This is a genomic window from Dellaglioa sp. CoH-56-MRSF-14, from assembly GCF_056782115.1.
The window spans coordinates 110,830-128,479 of record NZ_JBXAYB010000003.1 but is presented as its reverse complement, the minus strand read 5'-3'; the positions used below and the strand labels follow the sequence as shown (position 1 = coordinate 128,479).

The 17,650-nt window shown below is 34.5% G+C and carries 15 protein-coding genes; 11 read left to right on the top strand and 4 right to left on the bottom strand.

All coding sequences use genetic code 11. The features are described from left to right. Positions 1 to 23 precede the first annotated feature (23 nt). The 3 genes from AC1RPX_RS04305 to AC1RPX_RS04295 all read left to right on the top strand — a co-directional run bounded on the left by AC1RPX_RS04305 (position 24) and on the right by AC1RPX_RS04295 (position 3,880). Positions 24 to 755 (top strand): LysM peptidoglycan-binding domain-containing protein, encoded by a 732-nt coding sequence (locus AC1RPX_RS04305; protein WP_481761507.1) that lies wholly within the window; start codon positions 24 to 26, stop codon positions 753 to 755. Positions 756 to 837: 82 nt separating this feature from the next. Continuing rightward, positions 838 to 2,181: a hemolysin family protein gene (locus tag AC1RPX_RS04300; protein ID WP_481761506.1), complete on the top strand. Its 1,344-nt coding sequence runs from the start codon at positions 838 to 840 to the stop codon at positions 2,179 to 2,181. A gap of 121 nt (positions 2,182 to 2,302) precedes the next feature. After that, a complete protein-coding gene (locus AC1RPX_RS04295) occupies positions 2,303 to 3,880 on the top strand; it encodes a peptide chain release factor 3 (RefSeq protein ID WP_481761505.1) in 1,578 nt (525 codons plus the stop codon). A gap of 46 nt (positions 3,881 to 3,926) precedes the next feature. Here AC1RPX_RS04295 and AC1RPX_RS04290 read toward each other — a convergent pair whose 3' ends face one another. Further along, positions 3,927 to 5,009 (bottom strand): MucBP domain-containing protein, encoded by a 1,083-nt coding sequence (locus AC1RPX_RS04290; RefSeq protein ID WP_481761504.1) that lies wholly within the window; start codon positions 5,007 to 5,009, stop codon positions 3,927 to 3,929. Positions 5,010 to 5,160: 151 nt separating this feature from the next. Beyond that, positions 5,161 to 7,392 carry an ATP-dependent Clp protease ATP-binding subunit gene (locus tag AC1RPX_RS04285; RefSeq protein ID WP_481761503.1) on the bottom strand — a complete coding sequence of 744 codons (2,232 nt, stop codon included), beginning with the start codon at positions 7,390 to 7,392 and terminating at the stop codon, positions 5,161 to 5,163. Between the two features lie 202 nt (positions 7,393 to 7,594). Here AC1RPX_RS04285 and AC1RPX_RS04280 point away from each other — a divergent pair, with 202 nt between their 5' ends. The 6 genes from AC1RPX_RS04280 (at position 7,595) to AC1RPX_RS04255 (ending at position 13,336) form a co-directional block, all read left to right on the top strand. Further along, positions 7,595 to 7,783 carry a hypothetical protein gene (locus AC1RPX_RS04280; protein WP_057973672.1) on the top strand — a complete coding sequence of 63 codons (189 nt, stop codon included), beginning with the start codon at positions 7,595 to 7,597 and terminating at the stop codon, positions 7,781 to 7,783. Between the two features lie 151 nt (positions 7,784 to 7,934). Beyond that, positions 7,935 to 8,201: a phosphocarrier protein HPr gene (locus AC1RPX_RS04275; protein ID WP_409022159.1), complete on the top strand. Its 267-nt coding sequence runs from the start codon at positions 7,935 to 7,937 to the stop codon at positions 8,199 to 8,201. Next, on the top strand, positions 8,201 to 9,922 hold the full coding sequence (gene ptsP / locus AC1RPX_RS04270; RefSeq protein WP_481761502.1) for a phosphoenolpyruvate--protein phosphotransferase: 1,722 nt from the start codon (positions 8,201 to 8,203) through the stop codon (positions 9,920 to 9,922). The genes AC1RPX_RS04275 and ptsP overlap by 1 nt, the downstream gene beginning before the upstream one ends. A gap of 148 nt (positions 9,923 to 10,070) precedes the next feature. Next, a complete protein-coding gene (locus AC1RPX_RS04265; protein ID WP_481761501.1) occupies positions 10,071 to 11,252 on the top strand; it encodes a glycosyltransferase family 4 protein in 1,182 nt (393 codons plus the stop codon). A gap of 29 nt (positions 11,253 to 11,281) precedes the next feature. Continuing rightward, on the top strand, positions 11,282 to 12,304 hold the full coding sequence (locus AC1RPX_RS04260) for a glycosyltransferase family 4 protein (protein ID WP_481761500.1): 1,023 nt from the start codon (positions 11,282 to 11,284) through the stop codon (positions 12,302 to 12,304). 3 nt (positions 12,305 to 12,307) lie between these two features. Further along, positions 12,308 to 13,336, top strand: a complete 1,029-nt coding sequence (locus AC1RPX_RS04255; RefSeq protein WP_481761499.1) for a lysylphosphatidylglycerol synthase transmembrane domain-containing protein — start codon at positions 12,308 to 12,310, stop codon at positions 13,334 to 13,336. Between the two features lie 198 nt (positions 13,337 to 13,534). Here the strand turns inward: AC1RPX_RS04255 and trxA are convergent, their stop codons facing one another. Both trxA and AC1RPX_RS04245 read right to left on the bottom strand, forming a co-directional pair. Next, on the bottom strand, positions 13,535 to 13,846 hold the full coding sequence (gene trxA / locus AC1RPX_RS04250; protein WP_481761498.1) for a thioredoxin: 312 nt from the start codon (positions 13,844 to 13,846) through the stop codon (positions 13,535 to 13,537). A 102-nt stretch (positions 13,847 to 13,948) separates the two neighbouring features. Beyond that, a complete protein-coding gene (locus AC1RPX_RS04245; RefSeq protein ID WP_481761497.1) occupies positions 13,949 to 15,124 on the bottom strand; it encodes a pyridoxal phosphate-dependent aminotransferase in 1,176 nt (391 codons plus the stop codon). Between the two features lie 134 nt (positions 15,125 to 15,258). Here AC1RPX_RS04245 and AC1RPX_RS04240 point away from each other — a divergent pair, with 134 nt between their 5' ends. Together AC1RPX_RS04240 and AC1RPX_RS04235 are read left to right on the top strand one after the other, a co-directional pair. Continuing rightward, positions 15,259 to 15,492 (top strand): YkuJ family protein, encoded by a 234-nt coding sequence (locus tag AC1RPX_RS04240; protein WP_409022166.1) that lies wholly within the window; start codon positions 15,259 to 15,261, stop codon positions 15,490 to 15,492. Positions 15,493 to 15,566: 74 nt separating this feature from the next. Then, complete coding sequence (locus tag AC1RPX_RS04235) at positions 15,567 to 17,630, top strand: LTA synthase family protein (protein ID WP_481761496.1); 2,064 nt, start codon at positions 15,567 to 15,569, stop codon at positions 17,628 to 17,630. Positions 17,631 to 17,650: the final 20 nt, after the last annotated feature.

The following is a 17,650-nucleotide window of genomic DNA, read 5'->3' as shown; positions in this document are numbered from 1 at the left end:
TGTGAGTTAACTCGGAGGAAGTTATGAAATTAAGAACGAAAGTAATTATTGGTATAGTTGCAGTTGTGTGTATCGGTGGTGGGACGATATTAGCTAGTACGAAGGCTGGTCATGACGTCGTTGAGTGGGTTGCTACTCGTGGGTCATCTGACCAACAAAAAAAGGAGTACGCTGAACAACAAAAATTAGCTGAATCGAAATATGGTAAGAGTAAGTCTAGTGAAAAATCAAAACCAAAATCAAAAAAGAAGAAAACTGAAAAGAAAAAATCTGTGTCTAAAAAAAGTAAATCAACGTCGTCTTCGTCGTCAAGTTCTAATATTGATACGGATACGATAACTGTTGTTTATGGTGATTCATTGTCATCTATTGCGTTAAGCCATGATATGACAGTGAAGGAACTAATTGCATTAAATGACATGGAAAATACAACATTAAGACCTGGGCAAACGCTTAAGGTCGTTGCTGGAAGTGGAAAAAGTATAGATACTACATCTTCAGATACAACAGGCACAGATAATACAAGTTCTGATAATACTACTTCAGACAACACAACAAGTTCATACTCTAATGACGATACAACTTCAGATAGTACAAGTACAGCAAGTTCATACTCTAATGCTGATACAAGCTCAGATAGTACAACAAGTTCAGATACTTCTAGTACCGATAACACAACAAGATCATATTCTAGTTCAACATCAGATACAACTAGTTCAACGAGCTCAACTAGTGATGAGACAACTAGCAATTAGCAATCGGATTTCTGCATGTTAATAGGTGTATAATATCCGTAGGTTAAAAAATAAAGACAAATGAATTGGAGCGGATGAGTAAATGAGTTCAGACCCTGGTCACGAACTGCTGTTGCAGCTGTTATTATTAGTCATTTTGACATTAGTGAATGCCTATTTTTCAGCTGCAGAATTAGCAGTAGTTTCAGTAAATCGTAATAAAATTGAGGCAGAGGCGAAAGCTGGAGATAAAGGTGCAATAAGAATTCTTGGTATATTAAATAATTCGACATCATTTTTATCAACTATCCAGATTAGTATTACTTTTGCCGGGTTCTTGTCTTCAGCTTTTGCAGCAACATCTTTGGCTAAATATGTTGAACCATTGTTTGGGAGTGCTGTGTGGGCACATGATGTTGCAGTAGTTATCGTTACGTTGATTTTATCTTATTTTTCATTAGTTTTAGGAGAATTATATCCTAAACAATTGGCACTACAGATGCCAGACAAAATTGCCAGAGCAACGACTGGGCCTATTCAACTTATTGCGATTGTTTTCAAACCATTTAACTGGTTGTTATCAATTTCAATCCGTGCATTAGAAAAAATAACACCAATTAAGTTTAATAAAAATAATATTGAGGTTATTAGTCGACAAGAAATTGTTCATATGATTCAAACTGGTGAAGAGCGTGGTGCTATTGATTCAGATGAATATGAAATGATGGAAGGCGTTATTTCGTTACATACGAAATTCGCTCGTGAAGTTATGGTCGCTAGAACTGATGCTTTTATGATTGATTTACAAAACGATAATGATCGTAATATTGATGCTATTTTAAATCAACCTTATTCTCGTGTACCCGTTTATAGTGATGATAAAGATAACGTCGTTGGCGTTGTTCATATCAAAAATTTGCTTAAAGCTGCTAGAGCAAAAGGGTTCGATAGAATTAGTTTACGTCAAATTATGCAAGAGCCCATGTTTATTCCAGAAACGATGGCTGTTGATGATTTGTTATTCGAAATGAAGAAAACACACACTCAATTAGCTATTTTATTGGATGAATATGGCGGTGTTGTTGGACTTGCCACAATTGAAGATTTAATTGAAGAGATTGTTGGCGATATCGACGATGAGTCAGATAGCCCTGATGATACATTGAGAAAAATTAATGCACATGAATATATCGTACAAGGTCGAATGACACTTGACGATTTTAATGATGAATTTAATTGTGATATCAACGTTAAAGACGTAGACACAATTGCGGGATTCGTCTTAACTGAATTAGGTCGAATTCCCGGTAATAATGAACAACTACAGATTACACTTCACAATGGTATACTTCTCGAAACGGAAAAAATGGACGGTTCTCGATTAGTGGAATTGAAAGTTATGATTCCCGAAACACGGTTAAAAGATACTTTAAAGAGTAAAGAATAAAATATGGGATGATAAGGTCAATAGAACTCTAATAAGTTCCATTGACCTTATCATTTTTTACGTCGAAGTTCATTATCATTTATGATAAACTATGAGTAATATGTTTTAGAGAGGACAAAAAATGAATACAGAAGAATTAGAGACTCAAGTAAAAAAACGCCGAACATTTGCGATTATTTCTCATCCCGATGCTGGTAAAACAACCATTACAGAACAATTACTTTTATTCGGTGGGGTTGTCCGTTCTGCCGGAACAGTTAAGGGTAAAAAATCTGGTACTTTTGCAAAATCTGATTGGATGGAAATTGAAAAGAAACGTGGTATTTCTGTTACTAGTTCAGTTATGCAATTTGATTACGCCGATAAGCGGGTTAATATTTTAGATACACCTGGGCATGAGGATTTCTCGGAAGATACCTACCGAACATTAATGGCCGTAGATTCTGCAGTCATGGTTATTGATTCTGCAAAAGGAATTGAACCACAAACAAAGAAATTATTTAAAATTTGTAAAATGCGTGGCATTCCTATTTTCACATTCATCAATAAGATGGATCGTGATGGACGTGAGCCACTTGATTTAATGGCTGAACTCGAAGAGGTCTTGGGCGTTGAATCATACCCAATGAACTGGCCAATTGGTATGGGTAAAGGCTTAAAGGGATTATACGATATCTACAACCATCGTATTGAACTTTACCAAAAAGAAGATAAAGGCATGGACTACGTTGATTTAAATGACGCCGGTGAGATTGAAGGCGACCATCCTTTAAAAGAAGATAGTATCTATCAAGAAGTGCTAGATGAAATTGAATTATTGGGCGATGCTGGTAATACCTTTGATGAAGCAAAAATCGCAACAGGGGATTTAACGCCGGTTTTCTTTGGATCAGCATTAACTAACTTTGGTGTAAAAACGTTCTTAGATATTTATTTGAACTATGCACCAGCACCACAAGAACATAAAACGATTGAAGAAACAACGATACAACCAACAAATGAACATTTTTCTGGGTTTGTTTTCAAAATTCAAGCAAATATGAATCCTAATCATCGTGATCGAATTGCGTTTATTCGAATTTGTTCAGGTGAATTTGAACGTGGGATGGATGTTAAATTAGCAAGAACTGAAAAGAAAATGCGTTTATCTAATTCAACCCAATTTATGGCAGATTCTCGTGAAGTTTTAGAATCAGCTGTAGCTGGCGATATTATTGGATTATATGATACTGGTAATTTCCAAATTGGCGATACAATCAGTAACATGAAGAAACCAATTACCTTTGAAAAATTACCTCAATTTACGCCTGAATTATTCATGAGCGTTAATGCTAAAAATGTAATGAAACAAAAATCATTCCATAAGGGTATTCAACAGTTGGTTCAAGAAGGTGCTGTTCAATTATATAGAAGTTACAACACGGGTGACTATATTCTGGGTGCCGTTGGTCAACTTCAATTTGAAGTCTTCCAATTCAGAATGTTAAATGAATATAATTCAGAAGTTATCATGACACCAATGGGTTCTAAAACAGCTCGCTGGATTGATCCAGAACAATTGGATGAAAAGATGTCAAGTTCACGTAACTTACTTGTTAAAGATCGACAAGACTTACCGTTGTTCTTGTTTGAAAATGCATTCGCAGAACGCTGGTTTGCTGACAAATATCCAAACGTTACATTAACATCAAAACTATAAACGAAAAGAGGTATACCAATTGGTATACCTCTTTTTTGAGTGCTTATTAATTTAATGAGTAAGGCATTTTGATGTAAGTTTCATCAATAAAACCACCATCTTTTAATTCAAACCAAACATCATTACTTGATGATAACTGACTGATTAAAGTAACTTGTGTATTGTCAGCTAAAACTCGTAATTTTTTACCATAAGGTTTAGTGTAAATAGTTACAGATTTATTAGGAATGTAATCAATTGAAGCAGAGTGATTGATTATTTTTTTAGTAAATTCATTGGTGTCATTGTCGGGTAATAAAGCATATTTGGGTTGAATAATCATTTTTACATTAGAAGTACTTTCTAACCATTGATTGCCACCTATGCTGTACCAAATAGTTCCCAAATTCGTTTCGATTTTTTCAAATACTTGTAAAATAACGCCAGCAGGTAAGAAGGCGGGATAGGAGTTACCCTCGGGTAAGTCATAAGGACGTACGCGTTTTGTAATCTGGATGTATGCGTCAATTTGATCGACGGTTTTCCAATTGATGTTGCGATAATAATAGTAGATGGTTTGTTGTTCATTTGTGAAAGTACCATAACTAGTTTTTGAGGCACGCAATAAATTGAACCCTGGAATATTGACAGGGTCATAAGTGAAAGGGTCATTCAAATGGCCACGTAGTAAAGTGGGTGAGCCGATTAAGTAGCCACCATCAATATCTTGATTATAAATCCAAACGGCAGCGCCATGTTTCTTTTCATAGCTTAAAATAATAGCACCATAGTTGGTTACAAAAGTACTTGTGAATCCCGAAATGCCAACTAGATTATAATCATTGATTGGTTCAAATTGAAGTCTTAAATCGCTACCTATAGTGCCACTGATAATTTGCGGACGAGATAGATTATTATTATTTTGGTCTTTATAGTAAACAATCATTGTGGCATCTGAAACAGATGTTGGTAGAAAAGTTTTTTCTTCAATGACTTCATGTTTCTTTTGTTTTGGTGCCTTATATTTTTTTGTTGATTCAGAATTGAATACAAATTGTATATCGGAAGTGGAAGTAGGTTGGTCATTTTTTGTAAAAACAGACAACATATTCCGGAAGAAATCTCTTAAGGCGATTTTAATCAGCTCCATTCATAATCTAATATCATAATTATAACCTAAAAAGATTAATTATTGGGGAAAAGTGTTTGAAATATCGTTTATTTATTTAAAAGAATGAATAAAATAAAAAAAGATGCAGACTCAGAAAAAATTATCTGAGTCTGCATCTTTAGTTTAGCCTTTACTTTTCAACGTTAGAGTCGGAATCTTTAACATCAGTAGTTGTATCGGCTGATATCTTAATTTCATCTTTTTCAATTTTTGCAGCTAATTTTGTTACATCAGGATTATCAAGGTAGAAGTCAGCTATTTGATCTTCAATCTGTTCCTGGATAACACGTCTTAGTGGACGAGCACCCATTGCGGGATTGTAGCCTAAATCAACTAATTTTTCTTCAACCCGATTTGTAACGTGAAGTTCTAAGTTTTGATTTTTAAGAACTTTATTAACGTCATCAAGCATGATACTTACGATTGAAACTAAGTTTTCTTTACTTAATGAGTTAAATTCAACGATGTCATCAAAACGGTTTAAAAATTCAGGACGGAAGTAATTTGATAGTTTATCAATGATGGCATGGGTTGCACCAGTTGACGTTGCACCAAAGCCAACATTTGCTTCAGCATCAGCACTACCAGCGTTAGATGTCATAATGATAATCGTATCTTTGAAACTTACCACGCGACCTTGTGAATCTGTTAAACGGCCATCTTCAAGAATCTGCAAGAACATATGCATAACATCAGGATGTGCTTTTTCAACTTCATCTAACAAGATTAAACTGTATGGATTACGACGAACTTGTTCAGTTAATTGACCAGCTTCTTCATAACCAACATAGCCAGGAGGGGAACCAATCAATTTAGAAACTGAATGGTTCTCCATGTACTCACTCATATCGAAACGAATCATTGATTCTTTTGTTCCAAATAATTCTTTTGATAATTGTTTAGCAAGTTCTGTTTTACCAATTCCAGTTGGTCCAACAAACAAGAATGATCCGATAGGACGCCCAGATTTATTGAATCCAATCCGGTTACGGCGGATGGCGCGGGCCACTTTATCAATGGCGTCATCTTGGCCAATGACATTAGCTTGAAGGGAAGTGGCTAAATTTTTCAATTGTTGTTGCTCTTTTTCCTTTAGTTCGCCTACAGGAATCCCTGTTTTTTCTTCAATAATTTGTTCCATTTCTTTTTCGGTTACAATTGGTAATTCATCAGAATCAGTATTACTATCTTGTAATTCTTTGAATTTTGCGACTTGATCGCGATAGTAGGCTGCTTTTTCATAATCTTCGTCGGTTAGTGCAGCTTGTTTTTGAGTTTCAGCGTTTTTAATTTTTTCTGCAACTAATTTGGGATCAATAGCTTTAATGGTTAAATTCATTTTTGACCCAGATTCATCAAGTAAATCGATGGCTTTATCTGGTAAAAAACGATCTTGAATGTAACGGTCAGAGAGAGAAGCAGCAGCTTCAATTGCTTCATCACTATAATGAACATGATGGTAAGCTTCGTATTTCTTTTGAATACCTTTTAAAATGACGATTGACTCTTCGACACTAGGTTCATCAACTTGGATAGGCTGTAAACGACGTGCAAGCGCAGCATCTTTTTCGATTTGACGATATTCATTTAGAGTTGTTGCGCCAACGAGTTGTAATTCGCCTCGAGCAAGAGCTGGTTTTAGAACGTTACCGGCATCCATACCACCTTCAGCATTACCAGCGCCTACAATTTCATGAATTTCATCAATGAATAGAATGATAGACTTATCATTTTTAAGTTCCTTCATTAATTGTTGCATTCGTTCTTCGAACTGACCACGAATACCCGTTCCTTGAACTAATGAAACAACATCTAATCGAATAACTTGTTTGTTTAAAAGTTTTTGAGGAACAGCTGAATCAACAATTTTTTGAGCTAATCCTTCAACGACTGCTGTTTTACCAACACCAGCTTCGCCGATTAGAACAGGATTATTTTTTGTCCGACGATTCAAAATTTCAATGATTTGATTAATTTCTTGATCGCGACCAATGACCGGGTCAATATTTCCTGCCCGTGCCTCATCGGTTAAATTAAGACCGAATTGACCAAGGATTGTATCCTTACCATTATTTTTATTAGCGCCACCATTTCTACCAGCTTGGGTAGGAGGTGTCTGCTCTTTTCTTTGTGAACTATTATTTTGACTATTTGGTGCAATCGCATTAAATAAATCATCAAGGTTACCAAAGCTAAATGGATCTTGTTGATTATTACGGATTTGACCATTACTTAAACGCTCTTGTTCATCTTTTAGTAATCGATAACAATTTTGACATAAATCGTATTCTTGATGTTGACCATTTAAGTTAGTTGATAAGTGTATTGTCGCTGGATTGATTTGACAATTTTGACAGATCATATGTGTCACAACCTTTCATATTTCGTTCGTATAGTTTAGTTTATCTAAGATCAAAAACATGTTGACCATCTTTGACCTTCGATGAATAGTATACAAAATATGGAAAAATTCTGCAAGCAATTAGAACTCCTTTTTTACATTTTATGGAGGCTAATCTATAATGAATTTAGTATAGTAGATTTTAGTGAAAAGAGGTTTGAAAATGAGCGAAGATTATAAAGCAAAAATTGATGCATTGATTGCTGGTGAAATAGAGACAATAACAATCAACCCAGATGAATTTATGGCGTTTCAACTTGTTTGGCAAAAAGAAAAATTACGTAAGGCAATCGTTGGTAATGCGCAAAGAGAAGGTCAAATTATTTACAAATATGTTAGTTTGAAAAACTAAAGACTTGTATCATTTTTTAAATAATGGTATTATTTGTCTCTAAAGACTAATGTGTTTAATTTATTAATGAAAACGTGTTCTTTGCTTTTGTTAGTGGGTTATGCATTTTTCTAAAATAAAAAAATATAGAACATCAAGGAGATAATTAATTATGGAAAAGAAAGACTTTCACGTAATCGCAGAAACAGGTATCCACGCGCGTCCAGCTACATTATTGGTACAAGCAGCAAGCAAATTTACTGCTGACGTTGCTTTGGTTTACGGAGAAAAATCAGTAAACTTGAAATCAATCATGGGCGTTATGTCATTAGGCGTTGGTCAAAATGCTGATGTAACAATCACTGCTGATGGCGCTGACGAAACAGATGCAATCGCAGCTATTACAGAAACAATGACGAAAGAAGGACTTGCTGAATAATGTCGAAAATGCTAAAAGGGATTGCTGCTAGTGATGGTATTGCCATTGCTAAAGCATATATGTTAGTTCAACCCGATTTGTCATTCTCGCAAGTAAGCATTGAAGATCCAGAGTCAGAAATCAAACGCCTTGATGCTGCTGTTGCAGCATCAAGTGAAGATTTGAAACTAATCAAACAAAAAGCTGCAGAAAACCTCGGCGCAGAAGAAGCCGAGGTTTTTGAAGCTCATTTGACAATCCTTTCAGATCCTGAACTTATGGGCAACATTGGCGATAAAATCAAAAATGATAAGGTCAACGCTGAAGCAGCATTGAAGGATGTCACAGATATGTTCATTTCAATGTTTGAAGATATGACTGATAATGCTTATATGCAAGAACGTGCAGGCGATATTCGTGATGTTACGAAACGTGTAATGAGTCATTTATTAGGAGTTACAATTCCTAATCCTGCTCTTATCGATCAAGAAGTTGTGGTCGTTGCACATGATTTAACACCATCGGATACAGCCCAATTAAATCGTAAATTTGTTAAAGGATTTATTACTGATGTTGGTGGACGTACTTCTCATTCTGCTATTATGTCTCGTACGCTTGAAATTCCTGCTGTTGTAGGCGCTGGTGATCCAACGACTGCAATCTCAGAAGGTGATATGGTTATTGTTGATGGTATCAATGGTGACGGAATTATCAATCCTACTGCTGAAGAAATTTCAACATATGAAGCAAAAGCAAAAGCTTTTTCTGATCAAAAAGCTGAATGGGAAGAACTAAAAGACGCTAAAACAGTTACTGCTGATGGCGTACATTTTGATTTAGCTGCTAATATCGGTACACCTAAGGATGTTGAGGGTGCAGTAGATAATGGTGCTGAAGCAGTTGGTTTATTCCGTTCAGAATTCTTATACATGGATGCTAGTGAATTACCTTCAGAAGATGATCAATTTAAAGCTTATAAAGCTGCAGTTGAAGGTATGAATGGTAAACAAGTAGTTGTAAGAACAATGGATATTGGAGGCGATAAGGAATTACCTTACTTGCCATTACCAGAGGAAATGAATCCGTTCTTAGGATATCGCGCAATCCGTATTAGTTTGGATCGTCAAGATATTTTCAGAACACAACTTCGTGCTCTACTTAGAGCTTCTCATTATGGACAATTAGCAATTATGTTCCCTATGATTGCAACTGTTGATGAATTTAAATCAGCAAAAGCTATCTATACTGAAGAACGTACTAAGTTAATTGACGCTGGTGTACCAGTAGCAGATAAACTTGAAGTCGGTATGATGATGGAAATTCCTGCTGCTGTTATGAACGGTGATCATTTGGCTAAGTATGCTGATTTCTTTAGTATTGGTACAAATGATTTAATTCAATATTCAATGGCTGCTGATCGAGGTAATGAACAAGTGTCATACCTTTACCAACCTTATAACCCATCAATTTTACGTTTGATTAAAATGGTAATTGATTCGGCTCATAAAGAAGGTAAGTGGGCAGGTATGTGTGGCGAAATGGCCGGCGATCAAATTGCCGTACCTATTTTAGCTGGAATGGGACTTGATGAATTCTCAATGAGTGCTTCGTCAATTCTTAAAACACGTAGTTTAATGAAAAAATTAGATACAACAAAAATGAAGGAATTAGCTGATAAAGCTGTTTCTGACTGTGAAACTAATGAAGAAGTTATTGCATTAGTTGAATCTTACATGAAATAAATTAAACACAAAAAAACTGGTAATTTCGATTATCAGTTTTTTTGTGTTTAATTGGGAATAGATGAGAATAGTCTACTTTTATTGCATAACGGGTGAGAAACCAATATAATTAAAACTATTATATTAGAATAGACAAGGGGACCTTATCGTGAATATTGGAATTTTTACAGATACATATTTTCCACAAGTGAGCGGTGTGGCGACTTCAATAAAAACACTAAGAAACGAGCTCGAAAAAGAGGGACATACCGTCTATATCTTTACGACGACTGACCCACATGTTGATAAGACAGTATATGAACGTAATATTTTTAGATTCTCTAGTATTCCATTTGTTTCTTTTACAGATAGAAGAATTGCTGTTAGAGGCTTATTTCAAGCTTACCAAGTGGCAAAAGAACTAAATTTAGACGTTATTCATACACAGACTGAATTTTCTATGGGCTGGATTGGTAAATTTGTTGCAAGAAATTTAAAAGTTCCTTGTTTACATACCTATCATACAATGTATGAAGATTATTTACATTACATTGCCAATGGTAAGTTATTGAAACCATACCATGTTAAGCAAATGACAAAAACATTTGCATTCCATATGAGCGGGATTATCGCACCAAGTACACGCGTTCAGACGTTGCTACAGAAGTATGGTGTGAAATCAGAAATACGAGTTATCCCTACAGGGGTAGACATTTCTCAATTTGAACAAATTGAAACAGAAGATTATCGTTCTAAATTAGACATTTCTGAAGATCAACCAGTCATGCTTGCGTTAAGTCGATTGGCATTTGAAAAGAATACACAAGAAATTATTGATGGTATGCCAGCGATAATTAAAAAAGTACCGAATGTTTTACTCTTGATTGTAGGGGATGGTCCGGCACGTGAAACCCTTGAAGAGCAAACAGAAAGTTTAAATTTAAAGGACAACGTCAGATTTATTGGTGAAGTTGATAATGATGAGGTATTCCATTTTTATCAGTTAGCAGATTTATTTGTGTCTGCATCAGTAACAGAATCTCAAGGATTGACGTTTATCGAAGCTTTAGCTGCTGGAACACCGGTTATTGCTAAAACGGGTAAATATACTGACGAGTTAATGGAAAAACCAGAAGTTGGTAAAACTTTTTCATCTGAAACTGAAATGGTGACTGATATTATTGATTACTTAAATAGATGTCATGAAGAAGTTGATCCAGAGCCAAGATTAGAAAAGTTAAAAGAAATTTCAGCGGCAACATTTGGATCAAAAGTTGCTGAATTTTACCAAGATGCTCAAATTCATTATGTTGAAATAGAAGAAGAGGATGACGAAATCAGTCATCTATAAACGAATTTATTTTCAAAGGAGTTTCAACCATGCTATTAATTAACATGTTTTCTGCGGCCAATTCGGTTAAAGGACAAGGGGTCGGTAGCGCATATACCGAAATGATGAAGTTGCTCAAAGAACGCTTTCCAACTGAATTCAAAATTAGTGTGAATAAATATAGTCGCTCAGATATTAGTCATTACCATACCATCAATTTTCCTTATTACCTTTCGACTTTTATGCCAGGTAGAGGTAAAAAAATTGGCTATGTCCATTTTTTACCAGAAACACTTGAGGGAAGTGTTAAAATTCCACAACCTTTTAAAGCCATTTTTTATTGGTATGTAATTGCTTTTTATAAACGAATGGATCATATTGTCGTGGTTAATCCAAGTTTTATTCCAAAACTTGAAGCGTTTAAGATTCCAAAAGAACGCGTCACGTATATTCCTAATTTTGTTTCAAAAAAAGTTTTTTATGAAAAAACCGTGGAAGAAAAACAAGCTTTTAGAGATGCGTTAGGTATTCCAGCCGATAAATTTGTTGTTTTTGGTGATGGTCAAGTTCAAGAAAGAAAAGGTGTGCCCGATTTTATTAAGTTAGCTAAGCAAAATCCTGATATCCAATTTATTTGGGCCGGTGGCTTTTCATTTGGTAAGTTAACTGACGGTTATGCTGAATTAAAAAAAGTAGTTGATAATCCGCCTAGTAATTTAACGTTTACTGGGATTATTGATCGAGAAGCTCTAGTAAATTATTACAATATTGCTAACCTTTTCTTACTGCCATCTTTCAATGAATTGTTTCCAATGTCAGTATTAGAAGCATTTAGTTGTGGGACACCTGTATTATTGCGCGATTTAGATCTTTATAAAGCGGTTATTGAGGGCTATTATGATGCCGCGACAGATGTTAATGGTATGCAAATTAAATTGAGAAAATTAAAAGAAGATCCCAATGCGTTATCAGTTTTGCATGACAAAGCAGATCAGGCATCAGCATACTATTCTGAGGATAGATTGGCTGAAATTTGGCATCAATTTTACTTGGACCAGAGCAAAGAGGGCTAAAAGATGACTCGAAAAAACATAGGTTTATTGACGTTAATGGTTATAATTGGGATGGGGATATTCGCTTATTCTTTAAAAAATGTATCAATTCAGTCGCTCGTTAAAGCTTTAGTTAATATTAATATATGGTGGTTATTAGTAGCAGTATTTTGTATCTGTATGTACTTTGTCATTGAAGCATTTGTTGTTCAACGGTTCATGATAGGGCAACATAAAAAATTTACATTTAAGAATGCAATTCGTATTCCACTGATTGAACAATTATTTAATGGAATCACACCTTTTTCAACAGGTGGACAACCTGCACAATTGTTTGCGATGGCTCAGTCAGGTGTGGACGCTGGTCGTGCAAGTTCCATTTTATTAATGAAATTTGTCGTTTACCAGGCAATGATTGTTATTAATTTTATTGTTTGTTTACTAATTGGGTTTCAATACATTCAAGATAAAGTTAATTATCTAATGGTATTCGTGATTTTTGGATTTGTGATTCATTTAGCTGTGATTACTGCTTTGTTAATGATCATGTATTGGTATGGATTCACTAAAAAATTAGTGTATGTTTGTATGCTAGTTGTTAAGTTATTCGTTAAAGGGGATCGTTTTGATCGCTGGAATACAAGTATTTATTCAAAAATTGAAAACTTCCATAAAGAGAGTTTACGTATGAAGAATGAAAAGAAAATGATTTTTCACGTTTTTGTATTAACATTCTTCCAACTCGCGTTTTACTATTTAATTCCATACTTTATTATGTTGTCATTGGGATACACATCAGTGAATGTGATTATGATTACAGCACTTCATGTGCTTATTGTCATGGTAATTTCACTTTTCCCAATTCCGGGGGGAACTGGTGGTGCAGAATATAGCTTCGCGATTGTCTTTTCTAGTTTCATGACCAGTCACAGTAAATTGATTTTAGCCATGTTGTTATGGCGTATTTTAACTTACTATGTTGGACTATTTGCGGGAATGTTTGCTTTAGTTGTTAAACCAGATAAGGTAGAAGAAGTTGGAATTGAAGATTAAATAAATGAAATATGATAGTAACCATTGCTGATGATAGATTTTCTATTATTGGCAATGGTTTTTTTTGTGTTTTATAAGGAGAAGAACGTGTTTCTTTAAGCAATACTAAAATCGCTAATCAGTTTATTACTATTCAAAATAACGACAAAAAAGCACTGTCAAATGACAATGCTTTTATTAGTTAGCTTTTCAAAATCGTTAAATATATTGTGATAAAGCGTCTTTAACTTGCTCTTTTGAATGATAACCGACGAGTGTATCAACAACTTCGCCATCTTTTTTAATCATTAATGTGGGAATTCCCATGATACCAAAATCGTCAGCTGTTTTAGGATTTTGGTCAACATCCATTTTAGCAAATTTAACCTTGTCACCTATTTCTTGTTCTAATTCCTCAATTGCTGGTGATTGCATTTTGCAAGGGCCACACCATGTTGCCCAAAAATCCGTCAATGTTATACCTGAATCTGTAACTGTTTTGAAATTTTCATCTGTAATTGCTTGTACCATTTGAATTCCTCCTTTATTTATTTGAATATAATATCAGAGGAAATATAATTAGCCTAAATATATGCTTACAAAAAGTAAGTATAAAGAAATAACGCCGTATTTTTATTTATTTTGTGTCATGTAGTCATTCAAACGTTCCATCCCAAGCACTAAATTCTCCATACTAGAAGCGTAACTTAAGCGAACGTAACCTTGACCAGAATCACCAAAAGCAGTTCCTGGAATTAAGGCAAGTTTATTATTAAAAGCTAGTTCTTTACAGAATGCCATAGAATCTTGGTTATATCCTGCAGGAATTTTTGCGAAAATATAAAAAGCGCCACTAGGTTGTGCCATTTCAAAATGCATTTTTTTCATTTCAGCCATAACGAAATCACGGCGTTTTTTATATTCAACATTCATTATGCGACCATCGTCTTTACCGTCACGTAAGGCAGCAATTCCAGCACGTTGAGAAACACTTGTTGCAGAGGTTACTAAGTATTGATGAACTTTTTTTAATTCATCAGTCATCGCTTTGGGAGCAAGCAAGAATCCAATGCGCCAGCCAGTCATGGCATGCGATTTTGATAAACCATTAATTAGGACAGTTTGGTCACGGATATATTTTGCAATTGAGACATGTTCATGATCATAAGTTAATTCACTATAAATTTCATCACTAATTGCCCATAATTTTTGCTTTCTAATTTCATCAGTTATCGCAATAACTTCATCTTCGGTCCAAGAAATACCAGTTGGATTACTTGGATTAATTAGGATAATACCTTTAATATTTTCATTTGGATTATCTTTAACAGCTTGATTAATCATCTCAGGTGTTAATCTAAAGTTATTATCACGTGTGTTGATAAAAATTGGTTTAACCCGATTTAAAGTAATCAGTGGCATATAGCCAGGGTAGAGTGGCGTTGGGACAAGAACGGCATCGCCGGGGTTGAAGATAGTCTGTAAGGCAGTTGCGATGGCTTCAGTTGCACCAACTGTAACTAGAATTTCAGATTGTGCATCATAAGTAACGTCATATTTTTCATTAAAAAATTCACTGGCAGCTTCACGTAACTCAATATCACCAGCCATACCCATATAATGTGAGTAATTTTCATGAATGGCTTCGATGGCAGCTGCTTTAACATGATCGGGTGTATTAAAATCTGGTTCACCCATTGTTAATTTAATCATATCAGGAATTTGGCTCACTTCATCATCAAATTGACGAATATCTGAGACCTCTATTTTAAATACTTGATCGTTCAAATCTTTTCTAAATAAGCTCATTTTTATGCCTCCAAGTCTAATAACTAACAGTTTAGCATAAAAACAAGTTAAGAAACGATTATAATCTGCTTAATCAGGTGTAAATGTATAGAAAATTTGGTATTATTAACTATGATATTGAAAGGGGAACAACTATGAAAAATTCTCAGTTAGTAGCAATCATTAGTCGCTTAGAGGCTATGCAAAAAGAAGATAACGGCGAAATCCAAACAAGACACTTCGAACGTGAAGGTGTTGAAAAGGGAATCGTTGAATATGATCCAGATATGAAAGCATATACGTTAGAAGATTTAAGTAACCATACTAAATTTCCTTTCGATGATATTGATTTAATTGCAATGGAAGTTTACGACTTACTATTTAGTTAATCAATAACTGAAACATAGATTGAAAGACATTTTCGTGTTCTCGAAAACTGATCTTAAAAAATGGAGGCACTAAGATGCGGTCAACTTTAAAATATGTTCAGGATAAATTGAGCTCAAGATGGGGATTCCTCCTCTTGACGCTCGTTTTATTTTGGGCCAAAACAGTTGTTGCTTATGAAACCAAATTTACATTAGGTGCAACAGGTAGCATGCAACAATTTTTACTTTATATTAATCCAATACCAACAGCGTTATTATTATTTGGAATTGCAATCTACTTTAAGGGTAAAAAATCATATTGGATTTTGCTGATTGTTGATTTTATTCAAACATCATGGCTTTTTGCAAATATGGTTTATTATCGTGAGTTTTCAGATTTTCTTTCACTAGGAATTATCAAAAATTCAGGTTCAGTAGCTAATAATCTAGACAAGGGAATTGCCGGTATTTTACGACCAACTGATTTCTTTGTTTATATCGATATTATTATTTTAATTTTGATTCTTGTCTTTAAATTAGTCAAAATTGACTATAACCCAATTAAAAAGCGTTATGCTTTTATCCTGACTATTGCATCTGTACTTTTAGCTTTAGGGAACTTAGGTTTAGCTGAAAAGGATCGTTCTCAATTATTGACAAGAACTTTTGATAATAACTATATTGTTAAATATTTAGGCTTGAATTTCTATGCGGGATATAATGTTTATCAAACGCAAAAAGAAAGTGCGACACGTAAAAATGCCACTGCTAAAGATATGGATAAAGTTCTAAAGTATTTGGATAAAAATCGTTCTAATTCAAATATAAAGTATTATGGAAAAGCGAAGGGTAAAAATGTTTTTGTGATTCATCTAGAAAGTTTCCAACAGTTCATGATCGATTATAAATGGGATGGGCAACAAGTTACGCCTAACATTAATAAATATTATCATGATCAAAATACATTATCATTTGATAATTTCTTTAATCAAGTTGGACAAGGTAAAACGTCTGATGCTGAAATGATGTTGGAAGCATCCCTTTATGGGTTACCATCTGGTTCAGCGATGACGACTTATGGCACACAAAATACATTCCAAGCAGCACCCGCTATTCTTGATCAAAAAGGCTACTCTACAGCAGCTTTCCATGGTGACGTGGGTAGTTTCTGGAATCGTAATAATACTTATAAATCATTTGGTTACCAGTATTTCTTCAGTGAACCTTATTATGATGTCAAAGCTAACTATAAAGTTGGTTATGGGATGAAAGATAAGATTTTCTTGAAGCAATCGGTTAAGTATATTGAACAATTACCCCAACCTTTTTATGCTAAACTCATCACACTAACTAACCATTATCCATATGATTTAGATAGTGCGAATACGTCAATCAAAAAGACGGATACAGACGATAGTACGGTTGATGGTTATGTTCAAACATCTAAATATCTTGATCAATCATTCGGAGAATTCGTTAGTTACTTGAAGAAGAGTGGCTTGTATAAGGACAGTATGATTGTGATGTATGGTGATCACTATGGTATCTCTAATAATCATCCGAAAGCTATTGCACAGCTTTTAGGTAAAGACAAAGTAACAAGTTATGATTTAACGATGTTCCAAAAGGTACCATTTATGATTCATATGAATGGCCTTAAGGGCGGTATTAATCATACTTATGGTGGTGAAATTGATGTGCTACCAACTTTACTTGATCTATTAGGCGTTAAGAATACCGATACGGTTCAATTTGGTAATGATTTATTATCGAAAAATCGTAACCAAACGGTTGCCTTTAGAAATGGTGATTTCGTTTCACCAACCTTTACAAAAGTTGGAAATACCACGTATAACACTAAGACTGGTAAAGAAATCGAAAAACTAACGGCAGCACAACAAAAAGTTTATAACAAAGAATTAAAACATGTTACAACGTCATTATCATTATCAGATGAAGTTATTACGGGTGATCTATTAAGATTCTACGCACCAAGTAATTTCACTAAAGTAAATAAATCTGACTATAATTACAAGAAAAGTGACGCTCTTGAAACTTTGAAAAAAGCACAAGAGAAAGAAAAAACCAGTTTAATTGAACAACACGGTGGGGTATCTACCGAAAGTTTATTCAAAACTGATGCTCCAGAATTAAAATAACGATTGAAGTCATAACGTCA

What these genes read in the sequence shown, in the direction of transcription:
- AC1RPX_RS04305 (WP_481761507.1), top strand. Translation starts at nt 24, where the DNA reads ATGAAATTAAGAACGAAAGTAATTATTGGTATAGTTGCAGTTGTGTGT.
- AC1RPX_RS04300 (WP_481761506.1), top strand. Translation starts at nt 838, where the DNA reads ATGAGTTCAGACCCTGGTCACGAACTGCTGTTGCAGCTGTTATTATTA.
- AC1RPX_RS04295 (WP_481761505.1), top strand. Translation starts at nt 2,303, where the DNA reads ATGAATACAGAAGAATTAGAGACTCAAGTAAAAAAACGCCGAACATTT.
- AC1RPX_RS04290 (WP_481761504.1), bottom strand. Translation starts at nt 5,009, where the DNA reads ATGGAGCTGATTAAAATCGCCTTAAGAGATTTCTTCCGGAATATGTTG.
- AC1RPX_RS04285 (WP_481761503.1), bottom strand. Translation starts at nt 7,392, where the DNA reads ATGATCTGTCAAAATTGTCAAATCAATCCAGCGACAATACACTTATCA.
- AC1RPX_RS04280 (WP_057973672.1), top strand. Translation starts at nt 7,595, where the DNA reads ATGAGCGAAGATTATAAAGCAAAAATTGATGCATTGATTGCTGGTGAA.
- AC1RPX_RS04275 (WP_409022159.1), top strand. Translation starts at nt 7,935, where the DNA reads ATGGAAAAGAAAGACTTTCACGTAATCGCAGAAACAGGTATCCACGCG.
- ptsP (WP_481761502.1), top strand. Translation starts at nt 8,201, where the DNA reads ATGTCGAAAATGCTAAAAGGGATTGCTGCTAGTGATGGTATTGCCATT.
- AC1RPX_RS04260 (WP_481761500.1), top strand. Translation starts at nt 11,282, where the DNA reads ATGCTATTAATTAACATGTTTTCTGCGGCCAATTCGGTTAAAGGACAA.
- AC1RPX_RS04255 (WP_481761499.1), top strand. Translation starts at nt 12,308, where the DNA reads ATGACTCGAAAAAACATAGGTTTATTGACGTTAATGGTTATAATTGGG.
- trxA (WP_481761498.1), bottom strand. Translation starts at nt 13,846, where the DNA reads ATGGTACAAGCAATTACAGATGAAAATTTCAAAACAGTTACAGATTCA.
- AC1RPX_RS04245 (WP_481761497.1), bottom strand. Translation starts at nt 15,124, where the DNA reads ATGAGCTTATTTAGAAAAGATTTGAACGATCAAGTATTTAAAATAGAG.
- AC1RPX_RS04240 (WP_409022166.1), top strand. Translation starts at nt 15,259, where the DNA reads ATGAAAAATTCTCAGTTAGTAGCAATCATTAGTCGCTTAGAGGCTATG.
- AC1RPX_RS04235 (WP_481761496.1), top strand. Translation starts at nt 15,567, where the DNA reads ATGCGGTCAACTTTAAAATATGTTCAGGATAAATTGAGCTCAAGATGG.